Below are 23,977 nucleotides of genomic sequence, written 5' to 3'. Positions count from 1 at the left end.
AAAGAATGCCAAGAAACCCTGTATCGAAACCCAGCCACGATTCCTTCCAGCTGGAAGAACGCCAACGGTGCCGCAACGCGGCAGACGCAGAAGAAAAACCGAAGAGGGCGCCGCAAACTGCGGCGCCCTCAGATTTCCACACAAGCGGACTCAGCTTTCGAGTTCACTCAACCCCTCAGCGAGAGCATTGCGCATTCCAGCCTCTTCCATGTGCAGCCGCAGCCGCTGATTAAACCCGCCCGGCGTATTCAGCGCCTCGATCAGGCTCGCGCATCCTGACGCCTGCAGGCTGGTGGACACCAGCATCCTCAGGAAGGCCTCCCCTTGCGCAGGGTCCGAAACCCGCTGCCCAAGCCAGTCCGCAGCATCCCCCACCAGGCGCGCAGCCGGCGAGAGCACTGCCTGGGCTGCCAGATAGGTCTTCAGCTCCGCCCCGTCCTTAAGCGCAAAGACCTGGTTGTCCGGCTCGAAAATCCGGCCAAGCAGGGCGGTATCCCCGAGGGCCATGATTGGAGAGTCGCCCTGTGCAATGCCGGGAAACGGCATCATGACCGCTGCCGCCGTTGCCGGCGCAGCCCAGTCCGCAACCTGCTCCAGTTCCGCGCCCGCCATGAACGAGACCACTTGCTGATCCGCCCGGAAGGTCAGGCCGCCCAGAACGGTCTCCGCAATCTCCGCCATCAGGCCCAGGAAGACCACGTCGCTTGCATCGATCACGGCCTGGTTTCCGGCCACGGCCACATCATCGAAGGCCTCGGCAAGCGCCGAAGAGTGGCTTGCGCTGCGTTCCGAGACAATAATCTGGTGGCCCTTGCCCGCCAGCCCCCGCACCACAGCGGAGGCGATGGTGCCGCACCCCAGGACTCCCAGACGCATATCAGATCTCCTTCATCAGCCGCAGCGCATCATAGATCGCCGCGTGAGTGTTGCGCGCAGAAACCGCATCGCCGATGCGGAACAGCTGGAACCGGCCCGCGGGATTGGCGCGGATCGTTTGCGGCCGGCCGCTGATCAGGGCGCTTTGGTCCACCTCGCCCCGGTTGGCCGATGCGTCCTTGAGCGCAAAATAGAGATCGTCGAGCGGCAGGGTTCCGTAATTCAGCACCACCTGATCATACTCGGCCTGATAGGTATGGCGGCTGTAGTCCGTGCCGATGGACGCCGTCAGCCTGCTGCCGCTGCGCGCCAGCCCCTGCAGGCGGCGGGCAACCGTGAACGTGACATCCTTGTCCTGCAGCGCCCGCATGTATGGCACCAGGTTCATGCCCATGATGTCAGGGGCAAAGGTCCGGTCGGGGGTCATCACCTCTACTTTGGCGCCCGCATTTGCCGCAGCTTCAGCTGCCATCAGGCCCGGGTGGTCGCCGCTTTCGTCATAGATCAGCACATGCCCGGCGGGCTTCACATCGCCGGAAATGATGTCCCAGCTGGACACCGCATGAGGAAGGTCGCTGCCGGTTTCGTGCAGCATCATGCAGGGCACTCCGCCGGTCGCCACAACCACGACATCCGGATCCAGCGCCTGCACATCCTCTGCTTCGGCCCAGGTGTTGAAGCGGAACGCCACCTCCCGGGCCGCGCATTGCGCCATGCGCCAGTCGATGATGCCGATCATCTCAGCCCGGCGCGGGTTCTGCGCGGTCAGGCGGACCTGGCCGCCCGGTTCTGCTGCAGCTTCGAAGACGGTGACGTCATGGCCGCGCTCTGCCGCCACCCGCGCGGCCTCCAGCCCGCCCGGCCCGGCACCAACGATCACCACTTTCCTGCGGGTCTCCGCCGGCGTGATCTGGTGCGGCATCGTGAGTTCGCGCCCGGTGGCGGCATTGTGGATGCACAGCGCCTCCCCCGCCTGGTAGATCCGGTCCAGGCAATAGGTGGCGCCGACGCAGGGGCGGATATCATCCTCGCGCCCCTCCATGATCTTCTTCACGATATGCGGGTCGGCCATATGGGCGCGGGTCATCCCGACCATGTCCAGCAGGCCGCTGGCAACCGCGTGGCGGGCCGTTGCCACATCCGGGATGCGGGCGGCGTGGAACGTCGGCATGCCTGTTGCCTTCTTCACTTCACCTGCAAAGTCCAGATGCGGCGCCGACTTCATGCCCTGCACCGGGATCACGTCGGTCATGGCCGGGTCGGTGTGGATGCGGCCTCGGATCACGTTGAGGAAATCCACCATGCCGCTGTCCGCCAGGCGTTTGGAGATTTCCAACCCCTCTTCCGGGGTAATGCCGCCCTCTTCCGCCTCATCCGCGGTGTAGCGCAGGCCGACGATGAATTCACTGCCGACCCGGTCCCGCACCGCCTGCAGAACATCCATCGGAAACTTCATCCGGCTGTCCAGCGTCTGGCCGCCGTAAGGCCCATCCAGATCATTGGTCAGAGGCGACCAGAACTGATCCAGCAGATGGCCGTAGACCTGCAGTTCGATCCCGTCCATGCCGCCCTCCTTCATCCGCTCCGCCGCATCGGCAAAGTCGGAGATGATGCGGGTGATATCCCAGTCCTCGGCCAGCTTGGGGAAGGACCGGTGCGCGGGCTCCCGGTGGCGCGAGGAGCTGACGGACGGCAGCCAGTCACCCTTGTTCCAGCCGGTGCGGCGGCCCAGGTGGGTCAGCTGGATCATCACCGCTGCACCGTGCTCATGCACTTGATCCGTGAGGTTGCGGATCCAGGGCACGACCTCGTCCTTGTAGGCCAGGATATTGTTGAAGACCGGCGGGCTGTCGCGGCTGACCGCGGCCGACCCGGCGGTCATCGTCAGCGCCACGCCCGCCTTGGCCCGTTCCGCGTGATAGGCGGCATAGCGCTCCTTGGGCATGCCGCCTTCCGGATAGGCCGGTTCATGGCTGGTGGTCATGATCCGGTTGCGAAGCGTCAGGTGCTTCAGCTGATAGGGCTGCAGCAGCGGATCCTTGGACATGGGGGTCTCCTGGCACGGTGTCGTGGCTTGGCGGCGAGTCTCACGCCCCTTCCTGACATATATGTCAACAAAACTTTCACACCTGTCAAGAAAAGTTGCGCCTTCCCTGCCCCGCTGCTATGGCTGGCGCATGGACACACAGGACATTTCCCGCCCGCGGCTGAGTGAAGAGGACTGGCTGACAGCCGCCTATGAGGTGCTGACCGAGAGCGGCGTGGAAGCGGTGAAGGTGATGCCGCTGGCCAAACGGCTTGGCGTGTCGCGCACCAGTTTCTACTGGCATTTCAAGGACCGCGAAGAATTGCTGGAAGCGATGGTGCGGCGCTGGGAGGAAAGGAATACCGGCAATCTGGTGGCCCGCACCGAAGCCTATGCCGAAAGCATTGCCGAGGCGATGTTCAACCTGTTCGACTGCTGGATCGACCCGGACTTGTTTGATGCCAGGCTGGATCTGGCCATCCGCAACTGGGCCCGCAATGACAGCGGCCTGCAGGAAAGGCTGGACCTTGCCGACGCCCGCCGCGAACAGGCCATGACAGATATGTTCGTACGCTTCGGCTATCCGGAGGCGGACGCGCTGATCCGGGCCCGGGCGATGATTTACACCCAGATTGGCTACATCTCGATGCAGGTGCACGAAAGCACGGAATACCGGATATCGCTGATGCCCGGCTGGATCGAGGTTTTCACCGGCACCCGCCCTGAACAGCGGGAACTCGACCGGTTCCTGGCCCGGCACCGATAGGGGCAGACCGCTGTACTTCCCTTGAAAGGAGCACTCCCGCCTGCAAGACTGGCATCACAGATGCCCGCCCGCCAGTTGGGCCGGGCGCCGCGCCTGAAAGGCGCGGCGCGGGTCGCTTCGGGCATTGCCCGAAGCGAAATTTCTCCTCTCCACGTGCCGCCCTTACCCCCTCCGGTGATGATGCACGCTGACGCGCCGGGCGCCCGCCCGGCGCCACCAGAAGAAACGGGCGCGGAACCCCTGGTTCCGCGCCCGCTTTGTTAGCTCCAGCAGCACTGCCGGATTATTCGGCTGCGATCTGCCCTTCGATCTTTTCGACCTTCACCGCCGAGAACTTGAACTCGGGGATCTTGCCGTAGGGGTCCAGCGCCGGGTTGGTCAGGATGTTGGCCGCTGCCTCGACATAGGCAAAAGGCACAAACACCATGTCCTCGGCAATGGCCCGGTCGGCCCGCGCCATGATCTCGATCGAGCCGCGGCGGGTCGACAGGCGGATCATCTCACCCGGCTCGATCCCCATCAGCTTGAGCGTGCGCGGGTTGAGCGAGCAGTTCGCCTCCGGCTCCACCGCATCCAGAACCTTGGAGCGGCGGGTCATCGACCCGGTATGCCAATGCTCCAGCTGGCGGCCGGTGGTCATGATCATCGGATACTCCGCATCCGGCGCCTCATCCGGCGGGATGACGGATGCCGGAGTAAAGCGGGCGCGGCCCTCGGGGCGCGGGAAGCCGTCACCGAACACGATCGCCTGACCGGGGTCGGTCTCATGAAGCGACGGGTAGGTGATGGTCTCGGTTTCCAGACGCTCCCAAGTGATGTTGTTCAGCGACTTCATGTTCAGCTTCATCTCGGCAAAGACTTCGCTGACATCCTTGTAGTCCCACGGCAGGCCGATGCGCTGCGCCAGCTCGACAGTGACCTGCCAATCCTCGCGCGCCTCACCCGGAGGTGCCACCGCAGGACGGACACGCTGCACCTGACGGTTGGTGTTCGACACGGTGCCGTTCTTCTCGTAAAGCGCCGAGGCCGGCAGGATGATGTCGGCATAGTTTGCCGTCTCGGTCAGGAAGATGTCCTGAACGATCATCAGCTCCAGCTTGGCAAAGGCGTCCCGCGCGTGATCGGCATCCGGGTCGGACATCGCCGGGTTTTCGCCCTGGATGTACATGCCCTTGATGTTGCCGGCATAGGCCTCGTCCACGATCTCGGTCACGGTGAGACCCTTCTCGTTCGAGAAGTCGCCGCCGCCCCAGACATCGGTGAAGCTCTTGCGGACATCATCCGAGGTCACGGTCTGATAATCCGGCAGGAACATCGGGATCAGGCCCGCGTCGGACGCGCCCTGCACGTTGTTCTGGCCGCGCAGCGGGTGCAGGCCGGCGCCCGGCTTGCCGACGTTGCCGGTCATCAGCGCCAGCGAGATCAGGCAGCGCGAGTTGTCGGTGCCGTGGATGTGCTGGGACACGCCCATGCCCCAGAAAATCAGGCCAGCCTTGCCCTTGGCAAAAATGCGCGCAACGCTGCGCAGCTGCTCAGGGGACACACCGCAGATCTCCGACATCTTTTCGGGCGTGAACTGCGCCAGATGCTGTTTTTCCGCTTCCCAGTTTTCGGTGTACTTGTCGATGTATTCCTGATCGTAGAGACCTTCCTCGACGATCACGCTCATGATCGCGTTCAGCATCGACACATCGGCGCCGGGGCGGAACTGCACCATTTCGGTGGCGAACCGGCGCAGGCCGACGCCGCGCGGATCCATCACGATCAGCTTGCCGCCGCGCTTGGTGAACTGCTTGAAGTAGGTCGCAGCCACCGGGTGGTTCTCGATCGGGTTGGAGCCGATCACGATCGCCACATCCGCGTTTTCGATCTCGTTGAAGGTCGCGGTCACCGCGCCTGAGCCGACGTTCTCGATCAGCGCCGCAACGGACGACGCGTGGCACAGGCGGGTGCAGTGGTCCACGTTGTTGTGCTTGAAACCCTGGCGGATGAACTTCTGGAAGAGATAGGCCTCTTCGTTGGTGCATTTCGCCGAACCGAAGCCCGCAACTGACTTCGGGTTTTCATCGCGCAGCTTCATCAGGCCCTTGGCGGCCAGATCCATCGCCTCTTCCCAGGTCGCTTCGCGGAAATGGGTCGCCAGGTTGCCCGGATCGACGTTCAAGCCCTTGGCCGGCGCGTCGTCGCGGCGGATCAGCGGCTTGGTCAGGCGGTGCGGGTGGTGGATGTAGTCAAAGCCAAAGCGGCCCTTCACACACAGGCGGCCTTCGTTTGCCGGGCCGTTGATGCCCTCGACATGCTTGACCTTGCCGTCCTTGACCTTGAGCGAAACCTTGCAGCCGACGCCGCAGAACGGGCAGACGCTTTCGGTCTCGGAATCGTAGTCCTTGCTGTCGCCAACCTGGTTTTCGTCCAGCACGGTGGCGGGCATCAGCGCGCCGGTCGGGCAAGCCTGGACACATTCACCGCAGGCCACGCAGGTGGACTGGCCCATCGGGTCAGCGATGTCGAAGGTCGGATAGGCATCGTGGCCGCGGCCGGCCATGCCGATCACGTCGTTGACCTGTACTTCACGGCAGGCGCGCACGCACAGGCCGCAGGAGATACAGGCGTCCAGGTTCACCTTCATTGCAACGTGGCTGTCATCGAGCAGCGGGATGCGGCCTTCTTCCAGCTTGGGGAAGCGGCTCTCGGTGACGCCGTTCAGCTCAGCCATGTCCCACATGTGGGAGGATTTGTCGTGCGCCTCTTCTTTCTTGGGCTGGTCCGCGACCAGCAGTTCCATCACCATCTTGCGGGCGTTTTCGGCACGCGCGTTATTGGTGGTGACAACCATGCCCTCAGCAGGTTCACGGATGCAGGAGGCGGCCAGCGTGCGCTCGCCCTCGATCTCCACCATGCAGGCGCGGCAGTTGCCGTCCGGGCGGTAGCCCGGCTGCGGCTTGTGGCACAGGTGCGGGATCTTCAGCCCGCGGCCATTGGCGACTTCCCAGATGGTCAGGCCTTTTTCTGCCGTGACCTGTTCGCCATCGAGTGTGAATGTGACTTTATCGCTCATGGCTCAGACCTCATCCGGAAAATGTTTCATGGTCAGGCGGATCGGGTTCGGCGCGGCCTGGCCCAGACCGCAGATCGAGGCGTCGACCATTGCGGTGCTCAGCTCTTCCAGCAGGCCCTGATCCCACTTCTTCTCGCTCATCAGCTTGACGGCTTTCTCGCAGCCCACCCGGCAGGGGGTGCACTGACCGCAGCTTTCATCTTCGAAGAAGCGCAGCATGTTCAGCGCCGCGTCGCGGGCGGAGTCCTGATCGGACAGCACCACCACGGCAGCGGAGCCGATGAAGGTGCCATGCGGCTGCAGCGTGTCGAAGTCGAGCGGAACGTCATTCATCGACGCGGGCAGCAGGCCCGAGGAGGGCCCGCCCGGCTGATAAGCCTTGAAGGCGTGGCCATCCAGCATGCCGCCGCAGGCCTCGATGATATCGGTGATGGTGGAACCGGCGGGCAGCAGATGCACGCCCGGGTTCTTCACCCGGCCCGACACCGAGTAGCTGCGCAGGCCCTTGCGGCCGTTCTTCTCAACCGAATTCAGGCACTCCGGGCCTTCGCGGTTGATCTTGCAGACCCAGTACAGGGTCTCGACGTTGTGGACCAGGGTCGGGCGACCGAAGACACCCACCTGCGCAACAAACGGCGGACGGTGGCGCGGCTCGCCGCGCTTGCCTTCGATCGACTCGATCATCGCGCTTTCTTCACCGCAGATATAGGCCCCTGCCCCGCGGCGCAGATCGATATAGCCTTCTTCGACGATGCCAGCGTCTTCCAGCGCCTTGATCTCGCGGCGGAGGATCTCCAGCACCGCCGGATATTCGTCGCGCATGTAGATAAAGGCTTTCTCGGCCTCGACTGCCCAGGACGCGATCAGCATGCCTTCCAGGAAGACATGCGGGGTGCGTTCCAGGTAGTAACGGTCCTTAAAAGTGCCGGGCTCGCCTTCGTCGCCGTTCACGGCCAGATAGCGCGGGCCTTCATTGGCGCGGACAAAGCCCCATTTGGTGCCGGACGGGAAGCCAGCGCCGCCCAGGCCGCGCAGGCCGGCTTCCTTGACCTTCGCCTGAACCGCTTCCCAGTCGCCATTCGCACGCAGGTCTTTCAGCGTGGCATAGCCGCCTTCGGCCTCATAAGCTGCGAAGGTCTCGTATTCCGGAACATGCGCGTGGGTATCGTCTGCCGCGATCGCCGCTTCCACCTTCTCGACGGTGGCGTGGTCGATATGGTTGTGGCCGATCTCCAGCACCGGCGCGGTGTCGCAGCGGCCCATGCAGGGCGCGCGCAGCACGCGGACCTGGCTTGAGTCCAGACCGTCTTCCAGCGCCTTCTGCAGCTGTTGGGCACCCGCCAATTCGCAGGACAGCGAATCACAGACCCGGATGGTCAGCGCCGGCGGCGGGGTCTCGCCTTCCTTCACCACATCGAAATGGGCATAGAAGGTGGCGACCTCATAGATTTCTGCCTGACCGGTCCGCATCTCCTCGGCCAGCGCCCGGATATGCGCAGCGCTGAGGCAGCCGTATTTGTCCTGAATCAGGTGCAGGAACTCAATCAAGAGGTCACGGTTGCGCGGGCGGTCCCCCAGCAGTTCCTGAACCTCGCTCAGCGCAATGTCGTCGACCTGGCGGCCTTTGGGCGTCTTGCGGCCCTTGCCTTTGCCGGACTTCCATACGCCCTTGCTATCATCCAATGGTGCCATGGGATCCTCCAGTCAGCACGTCTTTCATTCAGCCAATGCCATCAAGAATGAATATCGTCAAATCTGGAAATTGGATTGCACGATCAGGAAATCTTATGACGCCATTTGCGGCATCCTATTGTCTACAAACGTCGCAACTACCTCTTTCAAAGCGCGCACAGTTGTGAGTTCCGGTGTCCGGTCCAGAGTCGCAATGCAGATCGGCCGCGCCTGTTCGGGCTCCACCAGCGCCAGAACCCGGGTGCCGCCCAGGTCGCCCAGCGCCTGCATCAGCGCCCGCGGCAGGATGGTTGCTGCCGAGCCTTCCCGCGCCAGCACCATTGACGCCATGAAGCCGTTGGACTCGGAAACGATCTCCGGCCTCAGCCCCAGATCGGAAAAGATCCGGTCCAGAATCCGCCGGTTCTGCATCTGCTGGTCCAAAAGGCTCAGCGGCAGTTCAGCCGCTTCCGCCCAGCTGATCGCATCACCGCGGCCGGCCACCATGTCTTCCGGCGCTAGAAGCACATAGCTTTCCTCATACAGCTGCTGCACTGTCACCAGTTCGCGGCCCATGCCGTCGGCATAGGTAATTCCGGCATCGATTGTACCATCATACAGCCGCTGCTGGATAGCCAGCGAGGTGGTGACCTCCACCTGCGCCAGAATCCGCGGGTAGGCCTGATGCACCTGGTCCACCAGCTGTGCGGCCCAGGCGGTGGCGGTCGGCACCACGCCAAGCACCAGCGTGCCGCTCACTTCACCGCGGGTTGCGGCGATCTCCTGTTCCAGCGCCTTGGCATCATCCAGTATCGAGCGCGCCCGGCGCACGATCATCATGCCTTCCTCCGTCAGCCCCTGGAAACGGTTGGCCCGGCGCACAATGGACAGGCCCAGCCGCTCTTCCAGATTGCGGATCCGCATGGAAAAGGCCGGCTGCGACATGCCGCAATCAGCGGCTGCCTTGGCGAAATGCTTGTGCCGCGCCAGCGCTGTCAGCAGCATAAGGTCCTTGAGTTCGATCATGACGGAACCTTAAGCCGCTGCTGCCGGTCTGTACAATGGAACAGTTGCCGGTTCAGCCCTGGCTGTCAGCGCCTGCGGGACGTGCCCCGGACCCGTAAAACCCGGTTAATTCCTCCAGAACCGCCAGGGCGCTATCCAGCTGCTCCGCCATCTCCGGCCGGTCCGCAAGCGCCTGCAGCAGCAGGCCGTCCCTCACGGATTGCATTTCAGCGGCAACCCGGTTTCCCTCTTCCGTCAGGCTGTAGGACACCCCCGAGCGGCCGGCCCCCTGCTTGCGGGTCAGCCCGGCGGACGCCAGTTTGCGCAGGGAGTACTGGATGTTGGGAATATCCACCCGATTGGTGACCCGGGCCATTTCCTTGATCGATATGGGCCGGCCGCCATCTCCGATCAGCAGCAGCAGGGTGATTTCCGCCCCCGACAGCGGCACGCTGCTCAACTGTTCAAAGCTTTCTGACTGCCAGCGGATCAGGCCTTCATGCGCCCGCTGCACCGCCATTTCCAGGCTGCGCAGCTTATCCTTGGCCAGTTCGGCAGACAGGTGTGAAAAGGTGGAAGGGCCGACTGAATGATCCAACGAACAACTCCAAAAATTTTGCCTGAAACGGCACAATTACTGCGGATCAGAATATCCGGCGCGTGCAGCGCCTGCCCGGCAAACAATCGAATGCAACCGCTCCCCCTGCCGGGGATGCCGGGCCATATTCCGAAAATCCAATTCAAATGACCCGCAACATATCCAATCAAATCCGCCGGACTGCAATACCCAGACGTGTATTGCAGCCGCTTGGGCGCACGCTGAACAATGACTCAGGGCGCGCTTAGCAGGTGAAGAAGCGGAACCAGGCTTCGGCGCCGCCAAGCCGGATGTGCAGGACGCCGCCACCCGGCATGGCCAGCGTTCCGGCCGAGATAGCTCAGACCATTGCAAGCTGCCGCAGATCTCGCCGCTTGATGGCGTAACGGGCAAGCCCCCCATAGGCCGCGCGCACCTGTGCCTTGCCGGGTTCACCGGACAGGCAAAGCGCGGCAGCCAATTCGGGGAACAGGTCAAACAGTTCCCGTCTGCCGTCAGCGGACAAGCCGCGGACCGCCTCCGGACCGGGCCAGAAGGTTTCCGTTGCGATGCCTTCGGCAAAAACCACCTCGTGCTGCTCAGTCATCAGATGCACATAGGTGACAGGGCCGGTTGCACGGATCAACTGCGTGCAATTCGGATCGATTTCCGCCAGCAGCTTGGCAGACAGGAAGCTTTCTTCAATTGGCCGGTCCCTGCCAAAGGTCTTGCGGCCGGCCAACAGGCGGTGCTGCGGGGACAGCAGCATCGGCCGCTCCGGGGCCAGCAAGCCGCCGGGGCGAACGCGGTAGGGCTTCAGATGCGGGCGCCGCGCCAGCTCTGCCGGGCCCAGGGTGCGGCTGCCGGTCCAGATCACCGGCTGATAGCCATTGTCGGCCGTTTGCAACAGGTCGCCCACACGAATCTGCCCGGCCGGCACTGCTCCGCGCTGGGTGGCCAGCAGGACATCCGGTGTGAAGCAGGGAATGCCGGCAGCGTGCATCTGCGGCGCGGTTGACATCTGGGCCGGGGCCACCCCCTGCAGGACAAGCTTTTCACCGCTCGGGAAGGTGAGCAGAGCATTGCCAGAACCATCATCGCTGACTGAGATGTCCCAGGCGCGGACGGCACCGGCCGGCCCGGTGCCGCCGGTCAGGTCGGAGATGTCCAGCTGGTCATTGTAAAAGCCGTTGCTGTCGTCGTCGGCGATGCTGAAATCGCTGATGGTGTCCGTGCCGCCACCGCCGCTCAGGATCAGTTCGTCATAGCCGGAACCGCTGGTGATGGAATCATTTCCGGCCCCAAAGGCGACTGTGTCATCACCCGCGCCCGCATCAATTGCAGCGCCGGCATTGTCAGCCGTTGCATCGACCACGTCGTCCTGATCCGTGAGGTTCATTGCCTCAATTTCGGAGAAGGCGATCGTGCCGGTGCCGTCGGTGATGGCGCCCGCCTCGTCACCGGTATAGGTGACGGTGACGCCGGTGGTGACACCCGAGACGTCAACGGTGTCATAGTCATTGCCGGCCTCGCCGCCGGTCAGGGTGTCATTGCCGAACCCGTCCGACATCTCGAAAGTATCGGCACCGGCCTCGCCGTGCATCTCGTCGGCACCGCTGCCGCCAACCAGCAGGTCGTCGTCATTGCCGCCGTACATGGTGTCGGCACCGTCACCGCCTTCCAGGGTGTCGTTGCCGTCGGTTGCAACAATGCTGTCATCGCCGGTGCCGCCGACAAGACTGTCGTCCCCGGCCGAGTTTCTGAGGGTGTCGTTGCCTGCACCGCCGATCAGCGTGTCGTTGCCCAGTCCGGTGGTCAGGCTGTCGTTGCCTGCACCGCCTTCGATGTAGTCATTGCCGCCGCCGCCGGAGAGGGTATCGCCGCCTGCCCCGCCTATCAGCGTATCGGCGCCAGCCCCGCCTTCCAGAATGTCGTCGCCGTCACCGCCATCCAGACTGTCGTCGCCCTCCTCCCCCAACAGGGAGTCATTGCCGCCCTGGCCGTATACGATGTCATTGCCCTCACCGCCCAGCACGGTGTCGGCGCCTTGCTCGATGGGGGTGACAACCGGATCGTCGATGACATCGCCGGACAGGGTGAACCCCGCCAGCCCGTCGCGGGTTTGAAGGGTGAACTCAATTGACGACTGGTCCTCGAACCCGGCAGAGAACCAGGCGCTCTGATCGGTGTACGCGTTGAACTGCGTCCCGGCGGCCGTGACCATATTGCCGTCGGTTGAGGTATTGAGAGAGGTGTCCGAAGAAACACCGAAGGAGGTGAAGCTGCTGCCGTCGATGATAACCGCCTCAGCGTCGCCGTAACCGCTGTTGTCATCGATATCGTTGAAAGTGGCGGTGGAATTCAGATAGACCGGCTCACCCGTCGCCGGGTCAAAGAATTCCAGCCGGAATGTCGCCTGATCTCCGGCCTGATCCCCTCGCAGCAGGATTTCCGCACCTTCGGTATACCCGAACCGCACCGACATGTTCGAATTGGATTTCTCCACCAGGACCAGCTTGCCCCAGACCTTGGTGCCATCCTCCAGTGCCGCAACATCGCTGAAGACAGCGTAATTTCCCGCGGACCCCGTCCAGCCGTCATGCGAGATGCTCTGGATGTTGTTGATATCCAGCTCAAGCGGGCTGGCGTCCGCGCCCTGATTGAACCCGTCGCCCATGTCGCCATAGACAACGTCATCACCTTCGCCGGCCTCAATGAGATCGCTGCCTTCTTCACCGGCAACGGTGTCAGCGCCCTTCCCTGCTTCGATGATGTCATCGCCGGTGGTTCCCGCAATTTTGTCTTTGCCCCCTGTACCTTTGAGGGTCGCAAGAATGCCGGCAAGCCAGTCAGGTTTAGGCATATTATGTTCTCGTGTATCGGCCTGTCCCGGGCGCGCGGCCAAAACGGCCATAGTGTTTCGGCAAAGGCGCCTTTGCTGCGCTCCTCGATACACGTTCCTCCGGTAAGGAAAGGTAAATCCGCCAGAAGCGGTGAAATTTCGCCTTAGGCCTTCGCTGAAAGGCCAGCATGCCCTGCGGCGGTGCTCGGCCGTGTAGGGTCAAGGGCAGGGGCATCGTTCCCCCTGCAGGCTTGCGCATGATTCGCACTGCCCTGGAGGTGTTCTGATCGAATTGGAACTTTATTTTTGCCGCCCTAGGCCGCCAATTCGCCCAAAAAACAGGCCGCAGCATGCATTTTAACGGCCCGGAAATGAATCCCTCTGAGTGTTTTGACGTCCAGCACCTCCTGGCTGGCATCGCCAAAGGCCGCTTTCAGGCAGTCCGGCAGACTGAAATGTTGATGGGAACTTCGCCGTTATGACACGACTGTTTAAATTCTGGAACAACATGCGGCTGGGCCGCAAGCTGCCGCTCTCCATTGCCGCGCCGACAATCTTGCTGACGCTCGCTTCGGGCTTTTTCTTTGCCTGGGAGGCCGGGCAGGCGCTGAAAACCAACCGCGAGGCGGCCTATGCCACGCTGCTGGAAGAGCGCAAGGAGGCGCTGGAGAACTGGGTTGCGGGGCTGCGGTCCCAGACCCGGACGCTGGTTGCCAGCAAGGCGGTCGAAACAGCGCTGCGCGACTTCTCCAACGGGTTCTACTCGCTTGGCGACGATCCCAGCAGCTATCTGCGCGCCACGTATGCCGATGGCAACCCGAACCCGGCGGGCGAGCGCTACAAGCTGCTGGACGCCAAGGACAAATCTGCGTGGTCGATCCGCCACAAGATGAACCACACCGGCTTTGTCACCTTCCTCGAGGAACAGGGGTTCCTGGACGCCTATCTTTTGGATGTGCAGGGCAACATGGTCTACTCGGTCCACAAGAACGAAGACTTCGCCCTGAACTATCTGGACGGGCCGTACAAGGACAGCGGGCTGGGCCTGGCCTTCCGCGCCGCCCTGGAGATGGAGCAGGGCAACGTGCACCTGTCGGAAATGGCCGCATATGAGGCCGATGGCGGTGCAGCTGCCATGTTCATCTCCTCGCCCGTCTTCAAGAAAGGCGCGATCATGGGGGCGCTGGTTCTGCGCGTGCCAGTCCACGGCATTGCCGGCATTCTGTCCCATTCAGCGCTGCTCGGCGAAACCGGGCAGGCTTATCTGGTGCGCGGCGACGGCATCGCCCTGACCGCATCGGATCGCGACGGCGGCCATCAGGTCCTGACAAAGCTGCCTGAACTGCAGCAGATCACCGCGGCGCTCAGCGGCGGGGAAAGCAGCTTTTCCGGCACCCCCGGTCTCGCGGGCCAGCCGGTTGAGGCGATGGCTGCAAGCGTCGGTCTGGACGACCGCACTTGGGGAATTGTGCTGGAGGTCGACAGCGCCGAGGCCCTGGCGGCCGAGAAAAGCCTGGTCAATGCCTCCATGCTGCAGGCCGTTGGCGTTGCCCTCGCGGTTGCCCTGCTCTCGTGGATTGCTGCCCGCGGCATTGCGCGCAAGGTGTCCCGCCTGTCGGACAGCGTCGAACATATTGCCGCCAAGGACTATGACCACCCGGTTGCCGGTCTGGGTACCGGCGATGAATTCGGCAATATCGCGGGCATCCTGGAAGGCTTTAAAACCGATCTGCAAAACGCCCAGCTTGCCGAACAGGAACGGGCAGAAGCACAGCGCGAGCAGGATCATGTGGTGAATGAATTGCGCACCGGGCTAACACATCTGGCCCAGGGCGACTTCTCAACCACGATCGATGCGCCCTTCCCTGAAGCCTACAAAGGCCTGCGGCAGGACTTCAACCAGACAGTCGACACGCTGAACGCAACCGTCCGCGAAGTGGTGGAGGCCACCACCAGCATCCGCAACGGCACCTCGGAGATCAGCCAGGCCTCCGACGACTTGTCGCAGCGCACCGAAAGCCAGGCTGCAACGCTGGAACAGACCGCGGCGGCGCTGGATCAGATGACCGCCAGCGTCAAGGCCGCCGCGGATGGCGCGCGCAAGGTGGAAACCGCCATGAACGAAGCCCGGGACGAGGCAACGGCCAGCGGCGAGGTTGTGCAGAACGCAGTCACCGCAATGAATGGAATCGAGGAATCCTCCCGCCACATTTCCCAGATCATCGGCGTGATCGACGACATTGCCTTCCAGACCAACCTGCTGGCCCTGAATGCGGGGGTCGAAGCCGCCCGCGCCGGCGAGGCAGGGCGCGGCTTTGCCGTCGTCGCCTCCGAAGTAAGGGCGCTGGCACAGCGCTCCTCGGATGCGGCCATGGAGATCAAGACGCTGATTTCCAATTCCGGCGAACAGGTTGAAAAGGGCGTTGACCTGGTTGGCAAGGCCGGCGAGGCGCTTCACAGCATCGTCTCGCAGGTGTCGCATATTTCCGGCCTGGTCTCGGCCATTGCCGAAGGCGCGGCAGAGCAGTCGACAGGCATCGGCGAGATCAATACCGGTGTTATGCAGCTTGACCAGGTCACCCAGCAGAATGCCGCAATGGTCGAGCAGATGACCGCGGCGGGCCAGCTTCTGAACGGCGATGCCTCCAACCTGGCGGGGCTGGTGGCGCAATTCAACGTCGGTCTGGAAATGCCCGCACCGCGCCGGAATCCGCAGCCGGGCCTTCCCTCCGCCCATGGAACCGGCTGGGATGAGATGCCGGAGGCGCCGGCCGCTGTGCCTGTTTCGGACGGATCGGCTGCCTTGGCAAAATGGCAGGACTTCTAACCCGTCTGCAAATGACCTACGGTGGCTGCCGCTTGTGCCACACTTGGGCAGCCGCCAGCAGCAATCATATTGTGAAAACCGGATATTCAGACTTTAAAAGGAAAATGGACCAGAACCGAACACGTGGCGCAGTTTAAGGCCGCTGTTGCCAACAGTGTTTTTGAAATAGCAAAGGTGGCTGGATGGCCGTTTCTAAACTCCCCGCAAGCTGGCTGCGCGCACTCAGCAACAGGACCTACCTGCCTGCCCTGCTTGCCTTGGCAGTGGTCTGCGCTGCGGGGCTGTATGCCGAAAGGCAAAACGCCACGATCCACTACCAGTCCCAGCGCGCCGATACCCAGCAGGCGGCGGGGATGATCAAGTCCCGCCTTGAAGGTCAGCTGAACGGCGACTACCAGCGCCTGCGCGGCCTGGCGGCCATGCTGGCGACGGAACCGGGCATGGGCCAGGAACGCTTCAGCCGGATTGCCGCACAGGTGCTGGAGGGAAAGACCGCCATCCGGCATATCGCGGCAGCACCCGGTCTTGTGGTGTCTTTGATTCACCCGATGAAAGGCAACGAGGCCGTCGTCGGGCTGGACTACAACAAGAACGACGCCCAACGCGCTGCCGCACACCGGGTGCGCGACAGCGGCGACATGGTCCTGGCCGGCCCGGTTGACCTCGTCCAAGGCGGCTCCGGCTTCATTTACCGCCTTCCGATTTTTACCGGCAGCGGGGAAGAACGGCAGTTCTGGGGCATTCTGTCGGCGGTTGTTGAAACCGAGACCCTATACGCGGCAACCGGCTTAAACGGCGGCAACGGGCCGGACATCGCATTGACCGGGCGGGACGGCACCGGCGCGGCGGGCCGCCAGTTTTTCGGCTCAACCGGCATTCTTTCCGACCACCCGGTGGTCTTGGACATCAGCCTACCCGCCGGCACCTGGCAGCTGGCGGCCCGTCCGCACGGCGGCTGGCAGGAGAACCCTGCCAACCTGTGGCAGCTGCGGCTTGCCCTGCTGGCGGCCGGCACTCTGATTGTGTTTCCCACCTTCCTCGCCGGGCGGCTGTCCGCAGCACGGCAAACGGTCATCGGCAAGCTGCGCAACCGGGAGGCCGAACTGGAAGCCGTCTCGCGGCGGCTGGAGATTGCGGTCAAAACCTCCAGGGTCGGGATCTGGGAATGCGATGCGGAAAACCAGCGAGTCAGCTGGGACAGCCGCATGTATGAATTGTACGGCATCCCTGAGGATCAGGCCCCGCTGGCCGGGGCAGCCTGGGACGAAAGGCTGCACCCGGAAGACCGCGGCCGGGTTGCTGAAGCGCTGCAAGCGGCAGAACAGAGCAAAGCGCATTTCGCCTCTGACTTCCGGATCGTTCTGGACGATGGCACGGTCAAGCACATCCGGGCGCTGGCAAGCCCGTTCACCGACGCGCAGGGCCGGCACTGGATGATCGGCGTCAACTGGAACGTGTCCGAAGATGTCCGCCTGCGCGAGGAACTGATCCGCGCCAACCAGACCCTGTCCGAACGCAACAGCGAGCTGAAACAGGGCAAGCAGGCCCTGGAACAGGCCCATGCCGAACTTCAAAAGCAGCAGGCGGAGCTGCACCGCCTGTCGCTGGTGGCCAAACACGCCTCCGACAGCATCATCCTGACAGACGCAGACCGGCGGATCCTCTGGGTCAACGAAGCTTTCACGCGGGCCACCGGCTACCTGGCTTCCGATGCCATCGGCCGGACCCCGTCGGAGCTGCTGGACGGGCCAAAGACCGATGCCAGCGTGATCCAGGAAATGAACCGGCACAAGGACCTTGGCATCCGGTACCACAACGAGGTTCTCAACTACACCAAATCGGGCGGCGAGGTCTGGTTTGACACCAACATCGTACCGGTGACGAGTGCGGATGGAAATGTGGACCTGATCATCGGCATCGAGCGGGACATCACCCACAGCAAGCAGCGTGAACGCGAGCTAGCCGAGGCCAAGCTGGCTGCGGAACAGGCCGACCGCGCCAAGTCGGAGTTCCTGGCCAACATGAGCCATGAGATCCGCACCCCCATGAATGGCATCATCGGGATGGCAGACCTCCTGGCGGAAGCAGAATTGCCGCCGGATGAGCGGCAAAACGTGGAGACCATCCGCAGCTCCGCCCAAGCGCTGCTGAAGATCATCAACGACATTCTCGACCTGTCACGGCTGGAAGCCGGGAAATTCTCCATTTCCGCAGAGGACTTCAATCTGCGCGATTGCGTCAGCAGCGCCGCAAATCTGTTCCGCCCGAAAGCCCAGGAAAAAGGCCTGCCGCTGGACATCAGCTACCTGGACGGGTTGCCGAAACGGATGCACGGGGACGACGGGCGCTTGCGCCAGATCCTGGTCAATCTGATTGGCAACGCGGTGAAATTCACAACGGAAGGCAGAATTTCCGTCCGGGTCTCGCATGCGCCCGGCGATCCCTACCGCCTGGTTGTTGAAGTCGAGGACAGCGGCATCGGGATCTCCGAAAACCAGGCCCGCCACATCTTTGACCGCTTCACCCAGGCTGATGCCGCCACCACCAAGGCATTCGGCGGCACCGGGCTGGGCCTCACAATCTCCAGCATGCTGGCGAAGCGGATGGGCGGCGGCATATCGGTGCTCTCGGAACTTGGCCAGGGATCCTGTTTCCGCCTCGAGCTGCAGCTGGCTCCGGCCGGCGAAGCAACGAGCGAACCTGCTCCTCTCGCCCTGGCGAGCCCCCCGCAGCTTGCGCCTTGCCGGGTGCTCTTGGCCGAGGACAATCAGACCAACCGGCTGCTGATCCGCAAGTACCTGCGCGGCCAGCCGGTGGAGCTGGCCGAAGCCGCAAACGGCCGCGCCGCGGTCGACATGTGCAAGGAGCTGCAGCCGGATATCATTCTGATGGATATGTCGATGCCGGTTCTCGATGGCATCGGTGCCACCCGGGAAATCCGCAGCCTGGCCATCCGGCAGCCCGTCATCGTGGCCCTGACGGCCAACGCGTTTGCAAGCGATCAGCAAGCCTGCATGGATGCGGGAATGGACCATTTCCTGGCCAAACCCGTGAAGAAGGCTCTGCTCCTGCACACCCTCGCAGCGCTGCTGGCAGAAACATCCGTCCCGCAAAATACCCGGGCCAGTGCCTGACAACAGCACCCGCCTGCCCCGTGGCCGCAAATTTAGACAGCTGTCCCGATCAGGCCCACACCGGCCGCCATCAGCACCGCCGAGCCCAGCCGCCGCATCCAGTAGCCTTCCTTGAGGAAGACAAAACCGATCAGGGCCGCAAAGATCACCGAGGTTTCCCGCAGGGCGGAAACCGCCCCCAGCGGGGCAAAGTTCTTGGCATAAAGAACCAGCCCGTAGGCAATCATTGAAACCAGCCCGCCGGCAATGCCCAAAACCCAGGTTTTTCCGGGCAGGGCAGCCAGTGCCCGGCGCTTGCGGACAGCAACAAAACCGGCAATGAAAATATGAAGGAACGCCCCCCAGGCCCAGTAGCTGAGCGTATTGCCGGACAGGCGCACGCCCAAACCGTCGACCACGGAATAGATCGAAATGCAAAATCCGGTGCCCGCCGCGAAACCAAGTGCCGCACGCCCCACACCGGACCGCAAGGCTTTCCAGCTGCTGAGCTGGATGCCGCAGGCGATCACCGCAATCCCGGCCCAGGCCTGCAGCGGCAGCACCTCTGCGGCAAAGGCCATTGCCCACAGGGCAACCAACGCCGGCACAATGCCGCGGGCAATCGGATACACCACGCTCAGATCGCCATGCTGATAGGCGCGGCCCAGCATGAAGTAATAGCCGAAATGCACGACCGTGGAGATCAGGATATAGGGAAAGCTTTCCGCCGACGGCAGCGGCAGCACCGCGATCATCACGGCACCGGGAATAACCTGGCCGAATGCCACCAGCCCCAGCGTCGTGGTACGGTCGGCAGCCGTTTTCACAATGGCGTTCCACAGCGCGTGCAGCAGGGCTGCCGTCAGGATGATCGCAATTACAGGAAGTGTCATTTCACGGGTCAGGTCTTTTGGTTAGCGGCCGCCGTCATCCCGGCCGGGCATTTCCTCGATCAGGCGGGTCTCCAGCAGCTGGCCGTTCTGATAGAGGACGGGATAGGCGACGGCGGCGATGTGGCTGTTGAACTCGCGCAGGGCGCGCAGCGTCTCCAGGTGGATGTCGGAGGTGTCGAAACTGTCGCGGGCGCCGTTCTGCAGCCGCCGCAGATGCCGCTTGCGGCTGTCGCGCTCCATCCGCTTCAGCTCGGTCTTCTCCAGGCTCAGCAGCCGCGCGCTCTCCAGGTCATCGGAGATCAGAACGTTGGAGGCCAGCTGCATATTGGCCAGGATCGCCTCATGCATGCGGGTGATCTCCAGCCAGCCGTCGCGGGAGAAGCTGAAGCCTTTCCTGTTCAGCTCGCCCGCCAGCACCGTCAGGCGGCGCGCCACCACATCGCCCGCGGTCTCCAGCCGGATGGCGTATTCCATCAGCCCGCGGGCGGTCTTCAGCTCCTCCTTGCTGAACGTGTCCTCCGGGATCGCCGCCACATAGCGGCGGATGCCGGAGAGGCAGGCATTGACCTCGCCGTCCATCATCTGCACCGCCTTGATCTGCTCCTTGCTGCCGCCCCGGTACAGCTCCAGCACCGGCCGGAACATGGCGCCGACCTGGTCGGCCATCCGCAAGAGCTCGCGCTTGAGGTTGGCCACCGCCTGGGCCGGCGGGCCGTAGCTGCCCGGCTCCAGCGCGCTGACGGGACGGCCCGGCTGCGCCGCCGGCGCCGGCGCGGGCTCCGGGAAGGCGCGGGCAAAGACGCCGCCCAGCGGGGTGCAGGCGGGCAGCGCCAGCAGCAGCAGCGACGCGTTGAACGCCAGATGCGCGGTGACCAGCATCTGGCCGCCCTGGGGATCGCCGAGCCAGCCCTGGCGCAGCGCCAGGTTGGCGCCGAACAGGCACAGCACCGCCCAGCTGCCGCGCAGGGCCAGGTTGGCATAGGGAATGCGCCGCGCCTTCAGCGCCATGCCGCGACTGAGCCAGACCGGGATGAAGGCGGAGCCGAAATTCGCCCCCAGCACCAGCGACAGGCCGGCGGCAAAGGGGATGGCGCCGATCTGCACCAGGGTGACGCACATCAGGATCGCCGCGACGGAGGAATGCATCACGAAGGCCAGCGCGCCGCCGACCAGGAAGGCGGTGATGTAGTCGCGCGCCAGGTAGCCCGCCACCGCGGGCAGAAAGGCGCTGTCGCGGATCGGGTCCATTGCCTCGCGCAGGAAACGCAGCGAAATCAGGATGAAGGCGACACCCATCAGGATCCGGCCCAGCTGGCGCGCCTTCTTGGCCTCGGTCTTGACGAACAGGTAGCCGCCGGCGGCCAGCAGCACCGGCACCAGCCAGTCGAGCTTGAACGACAGGATCTGGATGATCAGCGCCGAGCCGAGATCGCCGCCCAGCACGATCGCCAGCCCGGCCGGAAAGGCGAGATAGCCGCTGGCGGCAAAGCCGGAGGTCAAGAGCGCCACCGCGGCCGAGCTTTGCAGCACGATGGCCAGCATCAGCCCCATCAGCCCCGCCTGCAGATGGCTCTGCCGCCCGGTCAGCAGCCGCTGGAACGAGGCGCCGTAGCTGCGCTCGATCCCGGTCCGTACCATCCGCACCGCATACAAAAGCAGCATCGTCGCCCCAGCCAGGCTGATCAGAAAGGTCAGTATTGCCATGTCAGTTTCCGCTCAAGGCTTTCCTCGGACGCGCCGCCGCTCCTGACACGGCCTTAGTGCCGCCCGGCCCCGGCGGCAACTGATATTCCCGCCAGCCCCGGATACTGATTGGCCTTTCTGCGCCCTGAGGCTGCGAATTCCGGATCAGTTCTCCTTGCCGGATGGCGCGACCTCTGTCTTCACCCCCCACCCCGCCAAAGCGGCGGACAGTTTCTTTCCTGGCTCCTGATCGGTGAACAGGACAGTGATCTTGCGCGGTTCAGGCCCGCAATGGGGTGCGGTTTCCGCAAACTTGGGATGGGCCATTGCTATGGCAACCTGCTGGGCGCACTCGGCGGCGACGCTGGCCAGCTGTGCCTCGTCCGCGCTGTGATAGAGCACCCCCTGCTTGGCCGACAGGGCATCTGCCGACAGGATTGCCAGATCAAGCGCAAACCGGCGCAGCTGCTGCTCGGCGACGAACCCGAAAGTGCCGCGCTCGTTGCTTTGCATTTCGCCGCCCAGGAAATGCACCCGGTTGCCGTTGTGGTTTGCCAGACTCTGCGCCGCTCCGATGGAGTTGGTGACGACGATCAGCCCGGTTTTCTGCCGCAACTCCTCTGCAACAAATGCGGTGGTGGACCCGACATCCAGAAACAGGGCCATGCCGTCGCGCACATACCCGGCAGCCAGCGCCGCAATCCGCGCCTTTTCCTTCTGGTTCTCGGAAATCCGCCGGGCAAAGCTTGTCGCGCTTTGCGGCCCCGCCAGGAAGGCGCCGCCGTGCACGCGCTGCACGGCCCCCGCCTTGTTCAGCGCCTTTATGGTGCGGCGCACGGTCTCCTCCGACACATCCAGCATCCTGGCCAGCTCGGCGCTGCGGGCAGAGCCGCCCAGGCGGCGCAAGGCATCCACCAGCTCCATTTCACGATGAGAAAGGGACAGGGAGTCTGACAAGAGATCATTCCGTTTTGCATCTGCCGGTCTTGGGCATTTAGGCACGGCCTGCCAGCGCTTTACAAGGCCCTGCCGCAACATCTTACCGCGCTCGGGATCAAGCCCCGGCCGGCGCGAACGTGCCCGCCCGCGCAGGTAACTACATCACCCGCACTAACCGCTCCCGCCCCTTTCCGGCCTGGCTGCGGCAGGCCCTGTAGCGCCGGGCAGGGTGCCGGGCCGGGATTGTTAATGCTGCGAACGCCTTCGTAATACACTGTTAATAAACAGGGTTTCGCAGCGAAACCCCTTTTCTGTGACGTGTGTTCCCGCGGGCCGCTGCGCGCATCGCCCCTGCCAAAGCAAAACCGCCGCGGCTTTGAGGCCACGGCGGTTCAATGTCAGTCCCGGAAGGGCTTACAGGTTCGGGTAGAGCGGGAACCGGGCGCAGAGCTCCGCCACTTTCGCGCGCACCGAGGCTTCCACGTCGGTGTTGCCCTCTTCACCGTTGGCCGCCAGCCCGTCGATCACCTCGATGATCAGGTCGGCGATCTGGCGGAACTCCGCCTCGCCGAAGCCGCGGGTGGTGCCCGCCGGGGTGCCCAGGCGCAAACCGCTCGTCACGGTCGGCTTTTCCGGGTCGAACGGGATGCCGTTCTTGTTGGTGGTGATATGGGCGCGGCCCAGCGCCTTGTCGGCGATGTTGCCGGTGACGCCCTTGGGGCGCAGGTCGACCAGCATCACATGGGTGTCGGTGCCGCCGGTGACGATGTCCAGGCCGCCCTGGATCAGCTGGTCGGCCAGCGCCGCCGCATTGGCGCGCACCTGCTTCTGGTAGGTCTTGAACTCCGGCTTCAGCGCCTCGCCGAAGGCCGCCGCCTTGCCGGCGATCACATGCATCAGCGGGCCGCCCTGGATGCCCGGGAAGATCGCCGAATTCACTTTCTTGGCGATCGCCTCGTCATTGGTCACGATCATGCCGCCGCGGGGGCCGCGCAGGGTCTTGTGGGTGGTGGTGGTGGCGACATGCGCATGCGGGAACGGCGAGGGGTGCTCGCCGGCCGCGATCAGGCCTGCGATATGGGCCATGTCGACCATGAAGAAGGCGCCGACGCTGTCGGCGATTTCACGGAACCTGGCAAAGTCGATCTGGCGCGGGATGGCAGAGCCGCCGGCGATGATCAGCTTCGGCTGGTGCTCGCTGGCCAGCGCCTGGATCTGGTCGTAGTCGATCAGGTTGTCGCTTTGGCGCACGCCGTAATGCACCGCGTTGAACCACTTGCCCGACTGGTTCGGCGCGGCGCCGTGGGTCAGGTGGCCGCCGGAGGCCAGGTCCATGCCGAGGATGGTGTCGCCGGGCTTCAACAGCGCCTGGAACACGCCCTGGTTGGCCTGCGAGCCGGAGTTCGGCTGCACGTTGGCGAACTCACAGCCGAACAGCTGCTTGGCGCGGTCGATCGCCAGGTTTTCGGCGACGTCGACATACTGGCAGCCGCCGTAGTAGCGGCGCCCCGGGTAGCCTTCGGCGTATTTGTTGGTCAGCACGGAGCCCTGCGCTTCCATCACCGCGGCGGAGACGATGTTCTCGGAGGCGATCAGCTCGATCTCGTCGCGCTGGCGGCCCAGCTCGGCCGTGATCGAGGCAAACAGTTCAGGATCGCGCTCGGCGAGGGATTGGGTGAAAAACAGATCTTTGGACATTCG

General features: G+C 63.7%; 14 protein-coding genes. 3 read left to right on the top strand and 11 right to left on the bottom strand.

Annotation, left to right across the window (positions count from 1 at the left end; all coding sequences use genetic code 11):
• Positions 1–150: 150 nt before the first annotated feature.
• Both AC58NV_RS22660 and AC58NV_RS22655 read right to left on the bottom strand, forming a co-directional pair.
• Positions 151–876 carry an NAD(P)-binding domain-containing protein gene (locus AC58NV_RS22660; RefSeq protein ID WP_497229176.1) on the bottom strand — a complete coding sequence of 242 codons (726 nt, stop codon included), beginning with the start codon at positions 874–876 and terminating at the stop codon, positions 151–153.
• A gap of 1 nt (position 877) precedes the next feature.
• A complete protein-coding gene (locus AC58NV_RS22655; protein WP_497229175.1) occupies positions 878–2,923 on the bottom strand; it encodes an oxidoreductase in 2,046 nt (681 codons plus the stop codon).
• A gap of 130 nt (positions 2,924–3,053) precedes the next feature.
• On the opposite strand from AC58NV_RS22655, the gene AC58NV_RS22650 reads away from it, so the two are divergent.
• Positions 3,054–3,668, top strand: a complete 615-nt coding sequence (locus AC58NV_RS22650) for a TetR/AcrR family transcriptional regulator (protein ID WP_497229174.1) — start codon at positions 3,054–3,056, stop codon at positions 3,666–3,668.
• A gap of 283 nt (positions 3,669–3,951) precedes the next feature.
• Here the strand turns inward: AC58NV_RS22650 and fdhF are convergent, their stop codons facing one another.
• From fdhF to AC58NV_RS22625, 5 genes are all read right to left on the bottom strand, one after another.
• A complete protein-coding gene (gene fdhF, locus AC58NV_RS22645) occupies positions 3,952–6,726 on the bottom strand; it encodes a formate dehydrogenase subunit alpha (RefSeq protein ID WP_497229173.1) in 2,775 nt (924 codons plus the stop codon).
• A gap of 3 nt (positions 6,727–6,729) precedes the next feature.
• Positions 6,730–8,418, bottom strand: coding sequence for an NAD(P)H-dependent oxidoreductase subunit E (locus AC58NV_RS22640; RefSeq protein WP_497229172.1), 1,689 nt, complete (start codon positions 8,416–8,418; stop codon positions 6,730–6,732).
• Positions 8,419–8,511: 93 nt separating this feature from the next.
• Positions 8,512–9,423 carry a LysR family transcriptional regulator gene (locus tag AC58NV_RS22635; protein ID WP_497229171.1) on the bottom strand — a complete coding sequence of 304 codons (912 nt, stop codon included), beginning with the start codon at positions 9,421–9,423 and terminating at the stop codon, positions 8,512–8,514.
• Between the two features lie 52 nt (positions 9,424–9,475).
• Positions 9,476–10,000 carry a winged helix DNA-binding protein gene (locus AC58NV_RS22630; protein WP_497229170.1) on the bottom strand — a complete coding sequence of 175 codons (525 nt, stop codon included), beginning with the start codon at positions 9,998–10,000 and terminating at the stop codon, positions 9,476–9,478.
• A 340-nt stretch (positions 10,001–10,340) separates the two neighbouring features.
• Entirely contained in the window at positions 10,341–12,842 is a 2,502-nt protein-coding gene (locus tag AC58NV_RS22625; RefSeq protein ID WP_497229169.1) for a Hint domain-containing protein, read from the bottom strand.
• Positions 12,843–13,299: 457 nt separating this feature from the next.
• On the opposite strand from AC58NV_RS22625, the gene AC58NV_RS22620 reads away from it, so the two are divergent.
• Positions 13,300–15,648: a methyl-accepting chemotaxis protein gene (locus AC58NV_RS22620; protein ID WP_497229168.1), complete on the top strand. Its 2,349-nt coding sequence runs from the start codon at positions 13,300–13,302 to the stop codon at positions 15,646–15,648.
• 182 nt (positions 15,649–15,830) lie between these two features.
• Positions 15,831–18,782, top strand: coding sequence for a PAS domain S-box protein (locus AC58NV_RS22615; RefSeq protein ID WP_497229167.1), 2,952 nt, complete (start codon positions 15,831–15,833; stop codon positions 18,780–18,782).
• A 32-nt stretch (positions 18,783–18,814) separates the two neighbouring features.
• On the opposite strand, the gene AC58NV_RS22610 is transcribed toward AC58NV_RS22615, so the two are convergent.
• The 4 genes from AC58NV_RS22610 to glyA all read right to left on the bottom strand — a co-directional run bounded on the left by AC58NV_RS22610 (position 18,815) and on the right by glyA (position 23,974).
• Entirely contained in the window at positions 18,815–19,654 is an 840-nt protein-coding gene (locus AC58NV_RS22610) for an EamA family transporter (RefSeq protein WP_497229166.1), read from the bottom strand.
• Positions 19,655–19,675: 21 nt separating this feature from the next.
• On the bottom strand, positions 19,676–21,358 hold the full coding sequence (locus AC58NV_RS22605) for a Na/Pi cotransporter family protein (protein WP_497229165.1): 1,683 nt from the start codon (positions 21,356–21,358) through the stop codon (positions 19,676–19,678).
• Between the two features lie 144 nt (positions 21,359–21,502).
• Positions 21,503–22,294, bottom strand: coding sequence for a DeoR/GlpR family DNA-binding transcription regulator (locus AC58NV_RS22600; RefSeq protein ID WP_497229164.1), 792 nt, complete (start codon positions 22,292–22,294; stop codon positions 21,503–21,505).
• A 396-nt stretch (positions 22,295–22,690) separates the two neighbouring features.
• Positions 22,691–23,974: a serine hydroxymethyltransferase gene (glyA, locus tag AC58NV_RS22595; protein WP_497229163.1), complete on the bottom strand. Its 1,284-nt coding sequence runs from the start codon at positions 23,972–23,974 to the stop codon at positions 22,691–22,693.
• Positions 23,975–23,977 lie beyond the last annotated feature (3 nt).

The sequence above is a fragment of the Leisingera sp. ANG49 genome, from assembly GCF_059694505.1.
The sequence above is the reverse complement of the archived record's forward strand: the minus strand, read 5'-3'. Positions and strand labels throughout refer to the sequence as shown.

Excerpts from the sequence above, each read along its gene's own strand:
- AC58NV_RS22655 (WP_497229175.1), bottom strand. The coding sequence starts at position 2,923 with ATGTCCAAGGATCCGCTGCTGCAGCCCTATCAGCTGAAGCACCTGACG.
- AC58NV_RS22635 (WP_497229171.1), bottom strand. The coding sequence starts at position 9,423 with ATGATCGAACTCAAGGACCTTATGCTGCTGACAGCGCTGGCGCGGCAC.
- fdhF (WP_497229173.1), bottom strand. The coding sequence starts at position 6,726 with ATGAGCGATAAAGTCACATTCACACTCGATGGCGAACAGGTCACGGCA.
- AC58NV_RS22615 (WP_497229167.1), top strand. The coding sequence starts at position 15,831 with ATGGCCGTTTCTAAACTCCCCGCAAGCTGGCTGCGCGCACTCAGCAAC.
- AC58NV_RS22620 (WP_497229168.1), top strand. The coding sequence starts at position 13,300 with ATGACACGACTGTTTAAATTCTGGAACAACATGCGGCTGGGCCGCAAG.
- glyA (WP_497229163.1), bottom strand. The coding sequence starts at position 23,974 with ATGTCCAAAGATCTGTTTTTCACCCAATCCCTCGCCGAGCGCGATCCT.
- AC58NV_RS22650 (WP_497229174.1), top strand. The coding sequence starts at position 3,054 with ATGGACACACAGGACATTTCCCGCCCGCGGCTGAGTGAAGAGGACTGG.
- AC58NV_RS22640 (WP_497229172.1), bottom strand. The coding sequence starts at position 8,418 with ATGGCACCATTGGATGATAGCAAGGGCGTATGGAAGTCCGGCAAAGGC.
- AC58NV_RS22605 (WP_497229165.1), bottom strand. The coding sequence starts at position 21,358 with ATGGCAATACTGACCTTTCTGATCAGCCTGGCTGGGGCGACGATGCTG.
- AC58NV_RS22660 (WP_497229176.1), bottom strand. The coding sequence starts at position 876 with ATGCGTCTGGGAGTCCTGGGGTGCGGCACCATCGCCTCCGCTGTGGTG.
- AC58NV_RS22625 (WP_497229169.1), bottom strand. The coding sequence starts at position 12,842 with ATGCCTAAACCTGACTGGCTTGCCGGCATTCTTGCGACCCTCAAAGGT.
- AC58NV_RS22610 (WP_497229166.1), bottom strand. The coding sequence starts at position 19,654 with ATGACACTTCCTGTAATTGCGATCATCCTGACGGCAGCCCTGCTGCAC.